This window comes from Kitasatospora sp. NPDC002543 (assembly GCF_053594915.1).
The window spans coordinates 53,093-71,055 of the sequence record NZ_JBSFWR010000036.1 but is presented as its reverse complement, the minus strand read 5'-3'; the positions used below and the strand labels follow the sequence as shown (position 1 = coordinate 71,055).

The window sequence follows — 17,963 nt, the reverse complement described above, 5'->3', positions numbered from 1 at the left end:
CCGTCCGACGTTTCAAACTCTAGCCGATCCCCGCTCCGAAAAGCGAATCCGACCGCAACCCGATAAAACGAGCACACCGAATAAGCACCAGGCCGTCACGCGAAAGCGAGAAAGACCGGCACGAACCGGAAGTGGTGTTTCAGAGGATTGGCAGCCCCGGGACCGTCCGCGCAGATGCGTGTCCGGTGCTCCCTGCCAGGCAGCTCGAAGAACACTAGACCTCCGGAGCCGCCGAGTCAACCGGCGCAAGCGCATTTCCGGCACTCTCCTCCGCCGGCAGCTGGAAGGCCAGGACGGCGACGTCGTCGTCGTGCTCGGAGGTCACTCCCATCGCCCGCAGCAGGCGGGCGCAGATCACCTCGGGGGCGCCGATCGCACCGGCCAGGGTGCGGGCCAGGAGGTCGAGGCCCTGGTCGATGTCCTCGTCGCGGCGTTCCACCAGTCCGTCGGTATAGAGGACGCCGGTCGTCCCGGGGAGCAGTCGCAGGGTGTGGGAGACGTGCAGGCCGCCGCCGGTGCCGAGCGGCGGGCCGTTCTGTTCCTCGCTGCGCAGGATGGTGCCGTCCGGGCAGCGCAGCAGTACGGGGAGGTGTCCGGCGGAGGCGTAGGAGAGGGTGCGGCGCCGCGGGTCCCAGACGGCGTAGGTGCAGGTGGCGATCTGGTTGGCGTCGATCTCCATGGCGAGGCCGTCGAGCAGGCGCATCACCTCGTGCGGGGGCAGGTCGAGCCGGGCGTAGGCGCGGACCGCCGTCCGCAGCTGGCCCATGACGGCGGCGGCGCGCAGGCCGCGGCCCATGACGTCGCCGATGACGAGGGCCGTGCGCCCGCCGTCGATGGCGATGACGTCGTACCAGTCGCCGCCGACCGCGGCCTCGGCGCCGCCCGGCTGGTAGGTCGCGGCGACCCGCAGGCCGGCCGGCTGGTCGAGCTTCTGCGGGAGCAGGCTGCGCTGGAGGGTGACGGCGGCCTCGCGCTGGCGGCGTTCCGCCTCGCGCAGCCGGGCGGCGGCGAGGACCTGGTCGGTGACCTCGGCGGCGAAGACCAGTACGCCGGCGGGCGGGCCCTCGGTGGGGGCGTCGCCGTTCTCCCCGGTGCCGAGCGGGACGCAGGAGACGTTGTAGTAGCGGTTGCCGGTGAGGCCGAGGATGCAGCGGGCCTTGACGCTGCGCGGGCGGCCGCCGCGGATGACCTGGTCCATCAGCGCCAGGACGCCCATGGTGGCGAGCTCGGGGAGGGCCTCGGCGGCCGGCAGTCCGGTGGGGCGTTCGCCGAAGAGCTCCCGGTACGCACGGTTGGCGTAGCCGAGCTGGTGGAGCGGACCGTAGGTGACGGCGACCGGGGCGGGGATGCGGTTGAGGACCTCGCGCAGGTTCTGCGGCTTGTGCGGGTCCAGGAGCTCGGCGCCCGCGGCGGGGCCGGTCGGGTCCCGGGGGCTGGGCACGACGACGCTGTCGGGGCAGGGCGCCCCGGCCCCGGTGCCGGTCCCGTGGGGCGGGAGGGCACGCCAGGGGGCTCCGGTGAGCCGGGCGCTCCAGCGCATGAGGTTCAAACGACGGCCGCTTCCTCGTTTTCCAGACATATCATCACTTTTTGTGTACGCAGCAGCACACGGGGTAATGACCGGGTCGGGCTGATCCTGTCAGGCGGAGGCCCGGTTCCGGAAGTCGCGCGCCCGGCGTGGCCACCCGATCCGCCCTCCGGTGCACCCTTCGGTTCGCCGTTCGGCCCGGCGACGGCCCGGGTCGGCGGGTGCGGTCACCGGGGAGCATCCGGTCCGGTGTCGGACGGCCGTCCGGGCCTCGGGTCGAACCCTCCCTCGAAGGCCGAACGCGGGTGCTCCATCGCGCCCAGCGAGACCGGCTCGCGGGAGAACACCCCGCCGAGCACCCAGTCCATCAGCACCCGCACCCGGCGCTCGGCGCTCGGCAGCCGCCGCAGGTGCCGGGCCCGGTGCAGCCACCAGGCCCGGCGGCCGGTGAGCCTGCCGCCGCGCCTGGTGTGCGCGACGGCCCGCCCCGGGCCGAGCGAGGTCGAGCAGGCCGCCGGGCCGGGCCGGTAGTCGGCCAGACCCGGGGCGTGCGGCCCGCCGTCCAGGGCCACCACGACGTTGCGCGCGAGCAGTTCGGCCTGGGCGAAGGCGTGCTGGGCGTTGGGGGCGCACGGAGCGCCGTCCGCGTTCGGGTCCGGTACGGCGGCGCAGTCCCCGGCCGCCCAGACACCGGGCAGGGCGCGCCCGTCCGGCCCGACGGCCTGCAGGGTGGGCAGACATCGCACCCGGCCGAGGGTGTCCAGCGGGAGGTCGGTCTCGCGCAGCAGCGGGGACGGCCGGACGCCCGCCGTCCAGACCAGGGTGCGGGCGCCGAAGCGGGTCCCGTCGGAGAGCGCCACGACCCGGTCGGCGGCGGACTCCAGGGTGGTGCGCAGCCGGATGTCGACGCCCCGTTCGCGCAGTTCGCCCAGGGTGTGCCCGGCGAGTTCGGAGGACTCCTCGGCCAGGATCCGGTCGGTCGCCTCGACCAGCACCCAGTGCAGGTCCTCGGCGCGGACGTTGTGGTAGCCGCGCACGGCGGTGCGGGCCATGTCCTCGAGTTCGGCGAGCGCGCCGACGCCCGCGTACCCGGCGCCGACGAAGACGAAGGTGAGCGCGGACTGGCGCAGCGCCGGGTCGCGGGTGGCGGAGGCGAGGTCGAGCTGCTCCAGGACGTGGTTGCGCAGGCCCACCGCCTCGCCGACGGTGGAGAAGCCGAGGCCGTGTTCGGCGAGGCCGGGCACCGGCGCCGTGCGGGAGACCGATCCGGGGGCCACCACCAGGACGTCGTAGGGAAGTTCGACCGGGGCGTGGGGTTCCCCGGGGCCCGCGGCGTCGGCCAGGGCGCGCCGGGCGGCGTGTTCGATCCGGGTGATCCGGGCGGTGAGGACCCTGCAGTCCGGCAGGACCCGGCGCAGCGGGACGACGACGTGTCTCGGGTCGATCGAGCCGGCGGCCACCTCGGCCAGCAACGGGTGGTAGGTGAAGTAGGCCTGGGGCTCGACGACGGTGATCTCCACCTCGCCGCGCCGCAGCCGTTCCCGCAGGGCGCGCTGGAGGTGGAGTGCGGCGGCCGTTCCGGCGCAGCCGCCGCCGGCGATCAGGATCCTGATGGTGCACCTCCTGCCGATGCGACGTTTCGTCCCGGCCGCCCCGCGGCCGGGGGTGTCCCCCCATCACGCCCCCCTATGAAGGACCGGCGGGGGTCGTCTTGTCCACAGTCCGTACGGGGCTGGTTGCCACGCGAGTGACCGCCGTGGCCAGTTGTGCTTACTGGGCGACTTTCTGACGCACTTTCGGCCTCGGAGAGTGGTGAACTATGGTCGGATTGTGTACCGGGGCGGCCGTCGCCATGACAATCGGCGGCGACGCACCGTGGAGCGGCCACTACGGCCAGTTCCAGCGTTGGCGTGAGAACCCGACTGGGGCACGGTCATCCGGGGAAGGGTAGTTCCCGGACCAGGCCCCGGACGGTGCCGACGCGCCGAGCCGGACGTGGACCCGGCACGGCGGCACGAACCGTGGTCACCGGAACGGGACGGGCGGCACGAGCAATGGGTCATCGGGTCACTTCTGACGGGCTGAGCTGCACCGGGGGGTGCAGGGGCGGGCGACGACAGGGTCCGGTTTCGGACGCCTGCGGGGGAGAGTTGGGATGATGGATCAGGAGCAGGTATTGGGGCGGGCGGGTGCGCCGCAGGCCGGACCGGGCACGGTCCCCGAGCAGCGCGGCCCGGTGGACCTGCCGCCGGCGAACGGGCCGGCACAACCGGGAACCGTGCGGGCCGCGGTCCCGTACCGCACGGAACCCGCACCGGCCACCGCGCCGGTGCCGGGGGCCCGGCTGCGGGTGGACGCCCGACGGAACCTGGAGAGCGTGCTGCGGGCGGCTCGCGAGGTGTTCGGCGAGTTCGGCTACGGCGCGCCGATGGAGGAGGTCGCGCGCCGGGCCGGGGTCGGGGTCGGCACCGTCTACCGGCGCTTCCCGAGCAAGGAGGTGCTGGTCCAGCGGATCGCCGCCGAGGAGGTGGCGTGGCTGACGGCGCAGGCCCGGGAGTCGCTGTACGGCGGTGACGGCGCCTGGGAGGCGCTGGCCGGCTACCTGGCGCGCGCGGTGAGCAGCGGCGCCGGGCGGTTGCTGCCGCCGGAGGCGTTCCGGTACGCGGAGGAGCTGGGCCGGGTGCCCGAGCAGCGGGTGGCGGAGCAGCCCGCGGCGGTCCGCTTCGACCTGCGCGGTGAGGAGGCCCGCTCCGGCGGGGCGGTCGAGCCGTCGGCGGCCGACGCCGATCCCCGGTTGCTGCTGCAGCTGCTGGCCGCGCTGGTGGCGCGGGCCGGGGCGGCGGGCGAGCTGCGGCCGGGCGTCACGGTGTCGGACGTGGTGCTGGTGCTGACCGCGTCGGTGCCGGTGCACGCGGCCCGGCCGTCGGTCTCCGCGCCGACGGCCGGCGGTTTCTCGCCGTTTTCTCCGCAGACGGACGGTCAACCGGCCGCCGGCCCCTCGGACCGGCTGCTGCAGATCCTGCTGGACGGCCTTCGGGGTCGCTGACCGCGTCGGCCGGCCGGTCCGCCACGCCCGGCGGGCACGGGAGTTGGAGGGAAGACCGGCGCGCGGGCCGAGTGCGCGCGCCGGGTGTGGGGGTCGCACACCCCACTGCCGCACGCTGGGCGGACGCCCCCGCGACGGCCCCTCGGAGGAGTGGAAGGCGGCCGGTCCGGCTACCGCCGGTCCCTGCGCTATGCCATCCTTTGCCCGTGGTTGGAGCCAATGTCCCGATGCGCGCCGTTCGCGCGCCGTCGGCGCCGTCTGCCGGGGAACCGTGCGCCTACGCACTCCCGCGCGCCCTGCCACACTACGGGGGCTGTCGTGGAATCTGGGGTCCGTTGTGAGTGCCGAGGAACAGAACGACTACGGGTACGGCCTCGACTTCGGAGGCTTCTCCGGTGATGCCGCCGAGGGTTCCGCCACGGGCCCCTGCAGCCTCAGCGGCGCCGGCGGGACGCCCCAAGTGCCGGGCGCCGCACCGGCTTCGGCCGCGGGCCACGTCCCCGACCAGGCCGGGATTCCCAGCCGCGAGACGCTCTCCGCCTCCGCACTGCCCCCGGGCCGGGTGCCCGGGCAGGCCCCGGCGGGCCGCGGCGGCGTCGCCCCCGAGGCGTTCGTCGGCGAACCGTTCACCGGCGACGGCCGGACCGCCCGGCCGACCGTACCCGCCCCCGCCGACCCGGTGGACGGCGAGCGCCCCGCCTCCGACTCCGAGTTGACCGCCCGGGTGCGGGCCGGCGACGACACCGCGTACGAGGAGATCTACCGCCGGCACGCCGACTCGGTGCGCCGCTACGCCCGCACCTGCTGCCGGGACAGCTTCACCGCCGAGGACCTCGCGGGCGAGGTGTTCGCCCGCACCCTGCAGGCGCTGCGGGCGGGCAAGGGCCCCGAGTTCGCCGTCCGCGCGTACCTGCTGACCGCCGTGCGCAACGTGGCCGCCGCCTGGCACCGCAGCGAACGGCGCGAGCAACTCGTCGACGACTTCGCCGTGTTCGCGCAGACCTCGGCCGCCGTGGTCGACGTCGACCTCGCCGACCCGGGTGCCGACGCCTGGGCGATGGCGATGGCCGACCAGCGGATGGTCATGCAGGCCTACGCCGAACTGCCCGAGGACGACCGGATGGTGCTCTGGCACACCGAGGTCGAACGGGAGTCCCCGAAGACCGTCGCGGTGATGCTCGGCAAGACCGCCAACGCCACCGCCGTGCAGGCCCACCGGGCCCGCGACCGGCTCGCCGCCGCCTTCCTCCAGGCGCACGTCTCGGGCAGCCAGGACAGCGGGTGCGAGGCGTACGCCAACCGGCTCGGGGCGTACGCGCGCGGCTCGCTGCGCAAGCGGGCCTCGGCCGAGGTGGGCCGGCACCTCAAGGAGTGCGACCGCTGCACGGCCGCCTGCCTGGAACTGACCGAGATCAACACCGGGCTGCGCGCCCTGCTGCCCGGCGGTGTGCTCGTCTGGATCGGCGTCGGCGGGTTCAGCGCCGCCGCGGCCGCCGTGGGCGGTGCCGCCGCCGTCGGGGGTGCGGCTGCGGCCGGGTCGGCCGCCGCGGTCTCCGGGTCCTCGGGGGCCGCCGCCGGTACGGCCGCAGCGGGCTCGGCCGGTGCGGCCTCCGGCGGGGGCGGTGCCGCCGCCGGAGCGGCCGGCGAGGGCCTGGGCACCGCCGCCAAGGCCGGGATCGCCGCCGCCATCGCGGTGGCCGCGGCCGCCGTCGCCGCGTACGCGCTCACCGGCTCGCCCGAGCCGAAGCCCCCGGCGGCCGCTCCCCCGGCCTCCAGCGTCCCGGTCGCCGCCTCCCCGGCGGCGCCGTCTCCCGCGGCCGTACCCCCCGCGGCCCCGGCCCCGGCCCCCAGCGCCGCCGCTCCGGCCCCGGGGGCGCCCCCGGCGAGCTCCGAGGCCAAGCCGGCCGCCAGGTCCACGCCGGCTCCGGAGCCCGCCGGCACCCTGGCGCCGGAGCCCACCACGCCCGGGCCCAGCACGTCCAAGGCACCGAAGCCGGTCGTCACTCCACCGGTCGTGACCGTGCCGACCCTCCCGCCGCTGCCGACGCCGGACGTGCCGGTCGTCCCGACGCCCACCCTTCCGCCGGTGCCGACCCCGACCGTCACCAAGCCGACACCACCGGTGCTCAGCGACTTCTGGGGCAACTCGCTGCCGGTGCTCAAGCCCGGCAACAACCGGGTGCCGCCGCCCGAGCCGAGCATCCGGCAGAAGGGCAGCGACAAGTTCTGGCAGCGCGACGGCGGCTGGATCGGCGGCGACTACCACCCGCACGTGATCACCGTGCACGCCCCGGCGGGCACCGTGATCGACCTCAACCGCAGCTGCACCTCCTTCGACGCGGTGGCCGGGGTGGACGACGCCACGCTCTCGCCCGGCGGGGTCGTCTTCTCCGTCGAGGGCGGGGACGGCGCCACCCTGTGGCGCTCCGGCCCGCTGGCCGTCGGCGACGACCCGGTGCCGGTGCACGTCCCGCTGGCGGGGCAGAAGTCGGTCAAGCTGATGGTCACACCGGTGAACGGGATCTGGTCGGCGCTGAACGTCGCGGACTGGGCGCAGGCCCGCTTCCGCTGCTCGTGACGCGGTCGGTGCCCGTGACCCGGGTCGGTGCCCATGACGCGGTCGGTGCCCGTGACGCGGGCGCGCTCCGGGCGGTCATGACGGAGGCCCGCTCCAGGATCCCCGGAGCGGGCCTCCGGTCCGCACGGCCGTGCGCCGCGTCGGGCGCCCGGCCGATCAGCGGTCCGCGTCAGATGGCGCAGGAGCCGTCCGCGCAGGCCTCCCCGGCCGGGGCGACCTGCACCGGGGCGGGGCGGCGCTCGCCGATCTCGGTGGCGACCTGCTCCAGCACCTTGCGGAAGGTCGCGGCGTCCTGGCCGCCCTGGACGGCCCACTTGCCCTCGAAGACGAAGGTCGGCACGGCGCTGATGCCCAGCTCGCGGCCCTCGGCCAGCTGGGCCTCGACCTCGGCGGTGCCCTCGTCGCCCGCCAGGTAGGCGGTCACCCGGGCCCGCTCCAGCCCGGCCGACACGGCGACGTCGGTCAGGGCGGCGCGGTCGCCGACGTCGACGCCGTCGGTGAAGTGCGCCTTCAGCAGCGCCTCCTTCAGCCGTCCCTGGACGGCCGGGCCGTACTCGGCCTCGGCGAGGTGCAGCAGCCGGTGGCCCAGGAAGGTGTTGGCGTGCAGGGCGGCGTCGAAGTCGTACGTGATGCCCTCGGCGAGGCCCAGCTCGGCCACCCGGGCGTCCATCGCCACCGACTGCGGGCCGTAGCGCTCGGCCAGCCAGGCGCGGTGCGGGCTCGCGGTGGCGGGGGCGTCCGGGACCAGCTGGTAGGGGCGGTAGACGACCTCGACCCGCTCCTTGCCCGGGAAGTCCGCCAGCGCCTGCTCGAACCGGCGCTTTCCGATGTAGCACCAGGGGCAGGCGATGTCGCTCCAGATCTCGACCTTCATGCGGGGGGCTCCAGGGGGCGTCTCGTCAGATGGGTACGAGATGGGTGAACGGTGAACCATCTCGGTACATTCCCGGCACCCCGCGGGCACCCGTCCCGCCGCTCAGACCGCGGGCGGCGCCGGGACCACCAGCACCGGGCAGGCCGCGTGGTGCACGACCGCCGAGCTCACCGAACCCATCAGCAGCCGGGAGAACCCGCCGTTGCCCCGGGTGCCGATCACCAGCGTGTGCTGCCGGGGCGCCGCCTCCAGCAGCACCTCGATCGCGTTGCCCAGCACCACGTGCAGCGACAGCTCCCCCGCGTACGGCGCCGGCCGCTGGCGCTGCACCGCCGCCACCGAGCGGCGCAGCCCGTCCGCCATGCTCTCGACCAGCGTCTCCACGCTCTCCTGCACCAGCTCCGCCATCCCCGGCGGGTAGCCGGCCGGCGCCGGGTTGACCACGGCGAGCACGTACAGCGGCAGGTCGAACAGCTCGGCCTCCGTCATCGCCCGGTCCAGCGCCCACAGCGACCCGTCCGACCCGTCGCAGGCCGCCAGCACCCCCGGCGGACGCCCCGCCGGCGGACGCCCGAGCACCGACAGCACGACCGGCACCTCCCGCCCCGCGCTCCCACCGGTCACCGTGCCTCCTCCTCACCCCGGATCCACATCCCGGATCCACATCCCCGCCATCATCACCGCCCCGCCGACCGGCGCCCGGCAACCGCGCCGCAGGAGGCGGGTGCCGCGGCGGCGGGGGCTCAGGAGGTGAGGGCGGGTTGGCGGGGGCTGGGCAGGCCGGTCCAGCAGGCACCGTGGCGGCGGGCGCGGACGCGGCGGAGCCAGAGTTCGGTGGAGACGAGGTCGGCGAGGCCGGCGAGGTCGGAGGGCGGGAGCGGGCTCCCGGGGTCGGCGGAGCGGGCCAGACCGGCGCGGACGGCGCGAAGGTCGATGAGGCCGGCTTCGGCGAGCAGCGGGGAGTCGAAGAGCTCGGCGAGGCCGTCGGCGGCGAGGCGCAGGCCGGCGCGGGCGGGGGCGGTGCGGTCGGGACGGGGCCCCCGGCCCCAGTCGGAGGGCAGGTCGGTGCGGCCCGCGCCGGTGAGGACGGCGTGCAGGAGGGCGTGCCGGGCGCCGGGCTGGAGGCGGACGTCGTCGGGCAGCAGCCGGGCGGCGCGCACCACCTGGTTGTCGAGGAAGGGCGCGTGCAGCCGCTGGCCGGGCTGTTCGGCGGCCTGCACGATCGTGCGGAAGGAGTGCGCCAGCCGGTAGAGGGCGTGCCGGGCGCGGTGCGCGCCGGGGTGCTCCTCGGGCGCCGGTCTGCGCGCGGCCAGACGGAGCCGCAGCGCGACCGCGGAGAGCGCTTCGTCGGAGAGCCAGCGGGCGGCCGGGCCGGGCACGCACCAGGCGAGGTCGACGGCCGAGCGGGCCCCCGCCGTACCCGCGCCGTCCGGGACGTGGCGGGCGGTCAGCTTGGCCGCCGCCTCGTCCAGCGCCTCGGCGTAGCGGACCCGGGAGAGCCGGTGGGCCGCCCTGAGCACGGTGAGCGGGGTGCGCAGCGTGCCGGTCAGGACGCCCGCGGCCGCCCGGTCGGCGCCGGCCAGCGCGACGACCGGGGGCAGGAGTTCGCGCGGCCGGCCGGCCCGGATGAGGTCGGCCAGCCGGGCCGGGTGCCCGTCCAGCACCTGACGGGCGCCGTAGCCGGTGAGGTGGTCGGTGCCGCCGGCGCCGAAGCGGGCCTCGGCCCTTGCGGCGGCGACGAGTTCGGGCCCGGGCTCGTCGGTCAGCCGGCCGGCCTGCGGGTCGGCGCCCGGCCCGGCGTACGGGAGGGTGTCCGGGCCGGGGTCGAGCACGGTGTGCCGCAGCCGCGGGGTGTCGGGGGCGAGGGCGAGGCAGGCCGGGGGCTCGGTCTCCCCGAGCGTGACGGCGGCCACCTGCTCGGGGGCGGCCGGCCCCCGGGCGGCGGCGCGGGCCCACGAGCCCTTGACCGCGCCGCTCCTGGCCGCGACGGCGGCCGCGGCGGTGGAGCCGCCGGACGCGGTGGACGCGGTGGGCGCGGTGGGCGCGGGCACCGGAGGCAGCGGGACGGCGGCGGCGAGCAGGGCGACGGTCGCGGAGGCCGTCCCGTACGACAGGTCGACGCCGAGCCGGGCCCGCCCGGCCCGGTCGGGAGCCGGGGCGGTGGTGCGGACCCGGGAGCGGACGGACTCCAGCAGGGCGCGGGTGAGTTCGCGGACGGCGGGCGCCTCGTCGCGCGGCTGCTCGGCGCCTGCCGGGTCGTCGTAGCCGGACAGGTACGGGCGGCCGCCCCGGACGCCGAGCACGTGGCCGGGCGGCACCCGCTGGACGCCCTGGTATGGGGTGCCGTCGCCGAGCGCCTCGGGGGACTCGGGGCAGGCGAGCCGGGCGGCGAGGTGGCCGGTGTCCAGCGCGGCGCCGACCAGGTCGGCGAGCGGCAGCGCGGCGGTGGCGTAGGCGGTGCCGCCGGCCCACGGGGTGTGGAAGACGGGCCGGGCCCCGGCGAGGTCGGTGAGCAGCAGGGTGGACCGGGTGCCGGAGCGCAGCACGACGGTGTAGCTGCCGGGCCAGGCGGTCAGGTGGCGGACGGCGCCGCCGCGGGCGGCGGCGAGGCCGGCGGCGAGCTCGGCGTCGGTGGCGCCGCAGTGGCCGAGGACGGCGAGCCGGGAGGTGGCGGGGGTGTCCTCGACCTGGTCGGGGGCGGTGGGGCCGGTGCTGACCACGGCGGGGGCGCCGGGGCGGAGGGTGACCAGGCGGATCTCCCCCGGGCGCCAGTCACCCACGGCCCAGAGCGGATCGGGCCCGGCCCAGAGCGGGCGCGCGGCGATCGGCTCGACCCCGCGGAGCGCCTCGCGTGCCGGGGCGCCCGCGCTCGGCGCGCCCGTGCACCAGCCCGTCAGCCACCGCATCGCGCCTCCACCGGACGAGGACCTGCATCCGTGCGGCGCGCTCGCCGCCCGCCGGGCGGCCGGGTGGTGTGCCGTGGCGGCCCGCGCGCGTCCCGGCGTGCCCCCGCAGCTCGGCGCGCCGTCAGGAGACATCGTGCCACCGCGGGGCGTCGTCGTGGTCGGAGTTTCGGGTTCCGGCTCCGTTCGGTCCGGCCGTTCGATCGCGGCCGCGGCCGCGCGGGCCGGTCGGCGGGTGTCCGCGCCCCCGCGCCCGCCCCGCTCCGGGTCGGTCGCCGCTCCGGCGGACGAGACCTGCCCGTGAACAAGTTCCGTGTGCGGGAAGGTGGTTGGTTCCGCCCGGCGCTCCACGGGGGACGCGGGCCGGGCCTCCCCCTCCCCGGCCCGGACCGCAGGCGAAACGCCCTTGACATGGGCATCGCGAGATGGCCGAAAGGCGTCGCCCAGCCCGGGAGGGCATCCGCATGCCCTCCCGGACTTCACCACCGCCCCGCGGGGATTGAGGCGGCGGCGTCCCCGGCCCGCCGGGTCCTCGACGGCAGGCCGACCCACGACCACCAGCGAATCGCCGACCAGCCGGTCGGGCCAGGGGGCACGGCCGGGCGCACGCGAACACGGGACCGGAGCACGACGCTCCGGCGCGCGGCACGGTCGGCCGGATCCGAGTGGTCCGGACCAACTCCCGTGCTCCACCGCCGAGTGCACGATCCCGCCATCCGGAATGCGACCTCTTAACCGTCGGAACGCGTCCGACTACGCTAGGTACAGCAGCTACGGCCCGGTGCCGCCCGGGCCCCGCGCACAAGGCCGCAGGAGGTGCCGCCGCCACCATGACCGTCAGCCCACGTGGACCGAACGAACGGCTCGGCACGCTCCTGACCCTCGCCCAGATCAGCAACGCCGGACTGGCCCGCCGGGTCAACGACCTCGGCGCCCAACGCGGGCTGACCCTGCGGTACGACAAGACCTCGGTGGCCCGCTGGGTCAGCAAGGGCATGGTGCCGCAGGGGCCCGTCCCGCACCTGATCGCCACCGCGATCGGCGGCAAGCTGGGCCGGCCCGTCCCGCTGGAGGAGATCGGCCTGGGCGACACCGACCCGGCGCCCGAACTCGGCCTGGCCTTCCCGCGCGAGGTCGCCGACGCGGTCCGCTCCGCGACCGACCTCTGGCGGGTCGACCTCGACCTGCGCCGGGGCCCCGGCGGCGGCCGCTGGAGCGACAGCCTGGCCGGCACCTTCTCGGTCGCCGCCTACGCGACGCCCGTCTCCCGCTGGCTGATCACCCCGGCGGACGGCTCGGTGGCCCGCGAGGTGCCGCGCTCCCCCACCGACACCTCCTCCTACCGGGTCGGCCACTCGGACGCCGCCAAGCTCCGCGAGGCCGCCCAGGAGGCCCGCCGCTGGGACTCCAAGTACGGTGGCGGGGACTGGCGTTCGTCGATGGTGCCGGAGTGCCTGCGGGTGGAGGCGGCACCGCTGCTGCTCGCCTCGTACAGCGACGCGGTCGGCCGGGCGCTGTTCGGCGCGACCGCCGAACTCACCAGGCTCGCCGGCTGGATGGCCTTCGACACCGGCCAGCACGAGGCCGCCCAGCGCTACTACATCCAGGCGCTGCGGCTCGCCCGGGCCGCCGCCGACGTCCCGCTCGGCGGCTACGTACTGGCCTCGATGAGCCTCCAGGCAGGCTACCGGGGCTTCGCCGAGGAGGCCGTCGACCTCGCCCAGGCCGCGCTGGAGCGCAACCGGGGCCTGGCCACCGCCCGCACCATGAGCTTCTTCCACCTCGTGGAGGCCCGGGCCCAGGCCAAGGCCCGGAACGCGGCGGCCTGTGCGACGGCGCTCGGCGCAGCGGAGAGCGCACTCGAACGGGCGCGCGCCGGGGATCCCGATCCGGCGTGGATCGACTTCTACGCCTACGACCGGCTCGCCGCCGACGCCGCCGAGTGCTTCCGCGACCTCGGAGTGCCCTCCAAGGTCCGGCAGTTCACCCGCGAGGCGCTGGCCACGCCCACCGAGGGCTTCGTCCGCTCGCACGGCCTGCGGCTGGTGGTCTCGGCGATGGCCGAGGCCGAGGCGGGCAACCTGGACGCCGCGGTCGCCGCCGGCGAACGCGCCGTCGAGGTGGCCGGCCGGATCTCCTCGCAGCGCAGCCGGGAGTACGTGGTGGAGATGCTGCGGCGGCTGGAGCCCTTCCAGGGTGAACGCCGGGTACGGGAGTTGACCGAGCGGGCGCGGGCGGTGATCGTCGCCCCGGCGTGAGCGCCGTCGCCCCGGCGTGAGCGCCGCCCCGGGACGAGCGGACGGGACGGTGACGCGGCGACCGCCGGAAAATGGAGTGCGGTGGCGGGAGGGGCCTGGCAGGGTTTCTCCCGTCCAGGTGCGCAGGCAGAGGTTACTTCCACTCTTAATGGGCGTGTCGCGGGTTCGAGTCCCGCCACCGGTACTCCGTGCCGGTGTAGCTCAGTCGGCAGAGCAGCTATGTCACCTCAGCCGCCTTCGATCTCTGGACACCCACACGTGAATAGTTCGTCCGCACCCCCCGGTGCGACGGCGGCGGTTCCTTCTGTGGAGTGCCCCCGGCGGGGCGCTGTGAAGCACCTGTACCGCAGCCGAATCGATCGATCTCGGGAGGCACCGCGTTCCGGAGTGCCCGGTGCGCAGGCGGGGGTTACTTCGGATCTTGCGGTTCCGGGTTCGAGTCCCGGGCGTGCCGTACGCGGCCGCTGGCTCAATCGGGTAGAGCACAAGGCATACACCCCCGCCGATGCCGGCCGCCCCGCGGCCGGCACGACCTCGGGCACCCCGGCCGCGGCATGCCTCCCTCCCACTGACACCAGCAGGCCGAGGGGGGCTTCCGCATGTCCAGGTTCAACTTCCGCAAGGCCAAGGCGAGTCCGAGCTCGCCGGTGGCCACCACCGGCCGGCGCACCGTCAACCACAACGGCGGCACCGGATTCGTCCGGGACCGCAAGTCCGAGCTCTTCCTGCTCGCGGTGGCCAACATGGTCGGCCGGGACACCTTCCACGAGGGCGCCGGCGAGCGCGACGACCGTTACACCGAGCTGGTGCGCGAACTCGCCGTCGCCGAGCCGGAGTGGACCCTCGGACTGCTGCGCTGGCTGCGCCACGGCGCCCAGATGCGCACCGCCGCCCTGGTCGGCGCCGCCGAGTTCACCCGCGCCCGGCTGGACGCGGGCGCCCACGGCCACTCCCGGCAGGCCGTCGCCGCGGTGCTGCGGCGCCCCGACGAGCCCGGCGAACTGCTCGCCTACTGGACCTCGCGTTACGGCCGGGCCCTGCCCAAGCCGCTCAAGCGCGGCGTCGCGGACGCCGTCCGGCACCTGTACGACGCCCGCTCGCTGCTCAAGTACGACACCGCGGGCAAGGGCTACCGCTTCGGCGACGTGATCGAGCTGACCCACCCCTCGCCGGCTCCGGAGAAGGAGTGGCAGGGCGCGCTCTTCGCGTACGCGCTGGACCGCCGGCACCGGCCGGAGGAGGCCGTGCCGCCGGCCACCGACCGGATGCTGACCGCCAACCGCGCGCTGCTGGCGCTGCCCGTCGAGGAGCGCCGGGCGGCGGTGACCGCCGAGGGCGGCGCCGAGCGGCTGGCCGCCGCCGGGCTGACCTGGGAGGCGCTGGCGGGCTGGCTGCAGGGGCCGCTGGACGCGGCGGTCTGGGAGGCGGTCATTCCGTCGATGGGGCCGATGGCGCTGGTGCGGAACCTGCGCAACTTCGACCGGGCCGGGGTCTCGGACGCCGTCGCGGCCGAGGTCGCCCGGCGGATCTCCGACCAGGGCGAGGTGCGGCGCTCGCGGCAGTTCCCGTTCCGCTACCTGGCCGCGTACCGCAACGTGCCCTCGCTGCGCTGGGGGCAGGCGCTGGAGACCGCGCTCGGCCACTCGCTGGCGAACGTGCCCGGCCTGCCCGGCCGGACGCTGGTCCTGGTGGACCGGTCCGGTTCGATGTTCGACCGCTCCGGCGGGCCGACCGAGCTCAACCGGGCGGACTCGGCGGCGATCTTCGGCACCGCGCTGAAGATCCGGGCCGCCGAGGCGGACCTGGTCGAGTTCGGCTCCACCAGCCGGGTGGTCGAGGTCGGCCGGGGCGAGGCGGTGCTGCGGGTGCTGGAACGTTTCTCCGACCTCGGCGGCACCAACACCGCCGACGCCGTCCGCACCCACTACCGCGGCCACGACCGGGTGGTGATCGTCACCGACGAACAGACCGGACCGAGCCGCTGGGGCCGCGACCCGCTCGCCGCCGTCCCGGCCCACGTGCCCGTCTACACCTGGAACCTGGCCGGCTACGCCCCGGCCCACGGCCCCAGCGGCGGCTCCCACCGGCACACCTTCGGCGGCCTGAGCGACGCGGCCTTCCGACTGGTCCCCCTCCTGGAGGCCGGGGCGAACGCCCGCTGGCCCTGGGAGGAGTAGCGGAGCACCGGGAGAAGGGGGAAGGAGCCGTCACGGGGGTGCGGCTCCTTCCCCGTTCCCCGGCAGGTGTGCCCGCCGGGCACCGGTCGGGCGGGAACGGACCGGGCACCGGTCGGGCGGGAACGGACCGGGCGCCGTCGGCGGGCGGGTCCGGAGGAGCCGGCGCCAACGGCGCCCCGACGAGCCCGGATGAGCCCGGTCACAGGCCCCGCCGCGGAGCCCCGACAGCCCCGTAGACTCGGGTGATTGTGACTGCCACCGCCCCGATCCCCCAGCCCTCGCCGTCCGCCCGGCTGTCCGCCGCGCCGGCCGCCTACCCCGCGCCGATGTACCCGCACAAGGCCACCGAGGCCCAGCACCGCGAGCGTCGCATCCGCAGCTTCCAGCCGCGCCGGGGCCGGATGACCAACGCCCAGGCGAGTGCCCTGGACCGGAGCTGGGAGACGTACGGCATCCCCATCGACGGCACCCCGCTGGACCTGCCGGAGCTGTTCGACGGCCTGCCGGTGACCCTGGAGATCGGCTTCGGCATGGGCGAGACCACCGCCGCGATGGCCGCCGCCGACCCCACGACGGGCATCCTCGCCGCCGACGTCCACACCCCCGGCCACGGCAACCTGCTCGGGCTGCTGGAGCGCGACGGCTCCCGCAACGTCCGCACGGCCGCCGGCGACGCGGTGATCCTGCTGCGCGACATGCTCCCGGACGCCTCACTGGCCGGTCTGCGGGTCTACTTCGCCGACCCGTGGCCCAAGCCGAAGCACCACAAGCGCCGGCTGGTCCAGCCCGCCTTCCTCGACCTGGTGCTGCCCCGGCTCGCCCCCGGCGCCCTGGTGCACTGCGCCACCGACTGGGAGCCGTACGCGGAGCAGATGCTGGAGGTGCTGTCCGCCTCGCCGGAGCTGGAGAACCTCCACCCGGAGGGTGACGGGACCGGTTGGCTGGAACCCGCGGACCACCCGGACGGCAGCGTTCCCGGCTACGCCCCGCGGCCGGACTGGCGTCCGGTGACCAAGTTCGAACGGGCCGGGATCGCCAAGGGCCACGTCGTCCACGACCTGCTGTTCCGCCGCCGCTGATCGACCGGCGCCGTTCGAACGGCCGTTGGCGGGGCGGCCGTTGAGGCTGGGCCGGAACCGGCCGGTTCGCCGCGGGTCCTCCCGGCGGACCACCGCCTTGGCCTACCCTGTGCCGCATGGGCAGCCCGTCCGGCGGCGGGTTCCGGACGAACGGCCGGACGACGGTCCGAGCCGCCGCCGACGTACCGGAGACGGTCCCGAGCACCGGTGGCACCCGGACCATCCCGGGGCCCCGGAGGCGCCGGGCCCGCCGCTTCCTGCCCCGGCCGGGCGCCGCGCCGGTCCCGGCCGGGCCCCCGGCCCCCGGCCCCGGCACCTCCGCTGCCGCTCCTCCCGGTGCCCCCGCCGCCGAACCGCCCGCCGCGGGTGCGCCGGCCCCCGGGACACCCGCCGCCGGTGCCCCGCCGGGACGCAGCCGCTCGGTGGCGCTCTCCTCCGTCACCGCGACCGCCGTGCTGACCCTGATCGGCTGCGGGGTGCTGATCCTGCACCTGGTCCAACGGCAGACCGGCACCGTCGGGCTGCTGGTCGGCCTGGGCCTGGCGATGGTGCCGCTGCCGTTCGTGCTCGGCGGCCTGGCCTGGCTCAACCTCACCGCCCGGGTGCCGTTGCGGCACACCGTGTTCTGCCTCGGCTGGGGCGCCTGCGCGGCCACCACCGTCGCGATCCTGGCCAACAACTGGACGGCGAACTACCTGACCCGGCACCGGGGCCCGTTCGGCGAGCTGCTCGGGGCCGGGATCGCCACCCCGGTGATCGAGGAGACCGCCAAGGCCACCGCCCTGCTGGTGCTCCTGCTCCCCCTCGGCCAGCGGCTGCGCTGCCACGGCCGCCGCACCGGGCGCCCCTGCGCGCCGCTGCTGCACCGGTCCGCCGCGCCCCGGAGCCCGCACTCCCACCCGCACCCGCACCGCCCGGCCGGGCCGCACGCCGGCGGCCGCCGGCGGCTGCGCCCGTACCTGCGGCCGCTGCCCTACCTGCGCCCGGCCCCGCCCTCCGGCGCGCCGCACCACCGCTCCCGGCCGCGCACCCTGGCCGCCGGAATGGTGCTCGGCGGGATCACCGCCTGCGGCTTCGCGTTCACCGAGAACGCCCTCTACCTGGGCCGGGCCTTCAGCAGCGACCAGCGGCAGCGGCTGGACAGCATCGGCCTCGGCGACCCTCCCAGCCTGCGCGACTTCGACAGCACCGTGCAGACCTTCGTGCTGCGCGCCCTGCTCTCGCCCTTCGCCCACCCGCTGTTCACCGCGCTCACCGGGATCGGCCTGGCCGTCGCCCTCACCACCTCGCGGCGCTGGCTGGCCCGGCTGGCGGTGCCGGCCGGGCTGCTGCTGGCGATGGTGCTGCACGGCACCTGGAACGCCGCCGCCGACCTCGGCACGGACGGCTTCCTGGTGGTGTACGGGGCACTGATGGTGCCCTGCTTCACCGCCCTGGTCTGCTTCGCGGCCTGGGCGAGGTGCCGTACGGCCCGGCACGCGGCGCCCCGTCGGCGGCGGGTGGCCGGGGTGCCCTGAGGA

10 protein-coding genes, 1 tRNA gene and 1 pseudogene are annotated in these 17,963 nt (G+C 76.3%); 7 read left to right on the top strand and 5 right to left on the bottom strand.

What is annotated here, in order from left to right; genetic code table 11:
- Nucleotides 1-271: 271 nt before the first annotated feature.
- Nucleotides 272-1,549: pseudogene (locus ACWD4P_RS17625) on the bottom strand (SpoIIE family protein phosphatase); the annotation flags it as partial.
- A 206-nt stretch (nt 1,550-1,755) separates the two neighbouring features.
- Entirely contained in the window at nt 1,756-3,129 is a 1,374-nt protein-coding gene (locus ACWD4P_RS17620) for an NAD(P)/FAD-dependent oxidoreductase (protein ID WP_449780186.1), read from the bottom strand.
- Between the two features lie 554 nt (nt 3,130-3,683).
- On the opposite strand from ACWD4P_RS17620, the gene ACWD4P_RS17615 reads away from it, so the two are divergent.
- On the top strand, nt 3,684-4,574 hold the full coding sequence (locus tag ACWD4P_RS17615) for a TetR/AcrR family transcriptional regulator (RefSeq protein ID WP_449780181.1): 891 nt from the start codon (nt 3,684-3,686) through the stop codon (nt 4,572-4,574).
- A gap of 337 nt (nt 4,575-4,911) precedes the next feature.
- Entirely contained in the window at nt 4,912-7,152 is a 2,241-nt protein-coding gene (locus ACWD4P_RS17610) for a sigma-70 family RNA polymerase sigma factor (protein WP_449780180.1), read from the top strand.
- A gap of 169 nt (nt 7,153-7,321) precedes the next feature.
- On the opposite strand, the gene ACWD4P_RS17605 is transcribed toward ACWD4P_RS17610, so the two are convergent.
- From ACWD4P_RS17605 to ACWD4P_RS17595, 3 genes are all read right to left on the bottom strand, one after another.
- Entirely contained in the window at nt 7,322-8,026 is a 705-nt protein-coding gene (locus tag ACWD4P_RS17605; RefSeq protein WP_359831522.1) for a DsbA family oxidoreductase, read from the bottom strand.
- 102 nt (nt 8,027-8,128) lie between these two features.
- Nucleotides 8,129-8,650, bottom strand: a complete 522-nt coding sequence (locus tag ACWD4P_RS17600) for a universal stress protein (protein WP_359831524.1) — start codon at nt 8,648-8,650, stop codon at nt 8,129-8,131.
- Between the two features lie 119 nt (nt 8,651-8,769).
- Nucleotides 8,770-10,932: an asparagine synthase-related protein gene (locus tag ACWD4P_RS17595; RefSeq protein WP_449780179.1), complete on the bottom strand. Its 2,163-nt coding sequence runs from the start codon at nt 10,930-10,932 to the stop codon at nt 8,770-8,772.
- A gap of 827 nt (nt 10,933-11,759) precedes the next feature.
- Between ACWD4P_RS17595 and ACWD4P_RS17590 the strand changes: the two genes are divergently transcribed.
- The 5 genes from ACWD4P_RS17590 to ACWD4P_RS17570 all read left to right on the top strand — a co-directional run bounded on the left by ACWD4P_RS17590 (nt 11,760) and on the right by ACWD4P_RS17570 (nt 17,960).
- The gene (locus ACWD4P_RS17590; protein ID WP_049658584.1) at nt 11,760-13,187 is read left to right on the top strand and encodes a hypothetical protein; all 1,428 of its coding nucleotides are present in this window, start codon (nt 11,760-11,762) and stop codon (nt 13,185-13,187) included.
- A gap of 114 nt (nt 13,188-13,301) precedes the next feature.
- Nucleotides 13,302-13,371, top strand: a tRNA-Ser gene (locus ACWD4P_RS17585).
- A 415-nt stretch (nt 13,372-13,786) separates the two neighbouring features.
- Nucleotides 13,787-15,364 carry a TROVE domain-containing protein gene (locus ACWD4P_RS17580; RefSeq protein ID WP_449780178.1) on the top strand — a complete coding sequence of 526 codons (1,578 nt, stop codon included), beginning with the start codon at nt 13,787-13,789 and terminating at the stop codon, nt 15,362-15,364.
- A gap of 248 nt (nt 15,365-15,612) precedes the next feature.
- Nucleotides 15,613-16,443, top strand: a complete 831-nt coding sequence (trmB, locus tag ACWD4P_RS17575) for a tRNA (guanosine(46)-N7)-methyltransferase TrmB (RefSeq protein ID WP_359830698.1) — start codon at nt 15,613-15,615, stop codon at nt 16,441-16,443.
- 116 nt (nt 16,444-16,559) lie between these two features.
- Nucleotides 16,560-17,960: a PrsW family intramembrane metalloprotease gene (locus ACWD4P_RS17570; RefSeq protein ID WP_449780177.1), complete on the top strand. Its 1,401-nt coding sequence runs from the start codon at nt 16,560-16,562 to the stop codon at nt 17,958-17,960.
- The last annotated feature ends 3 nt before the right edge of the window (nt 17,961-17,963 follow it).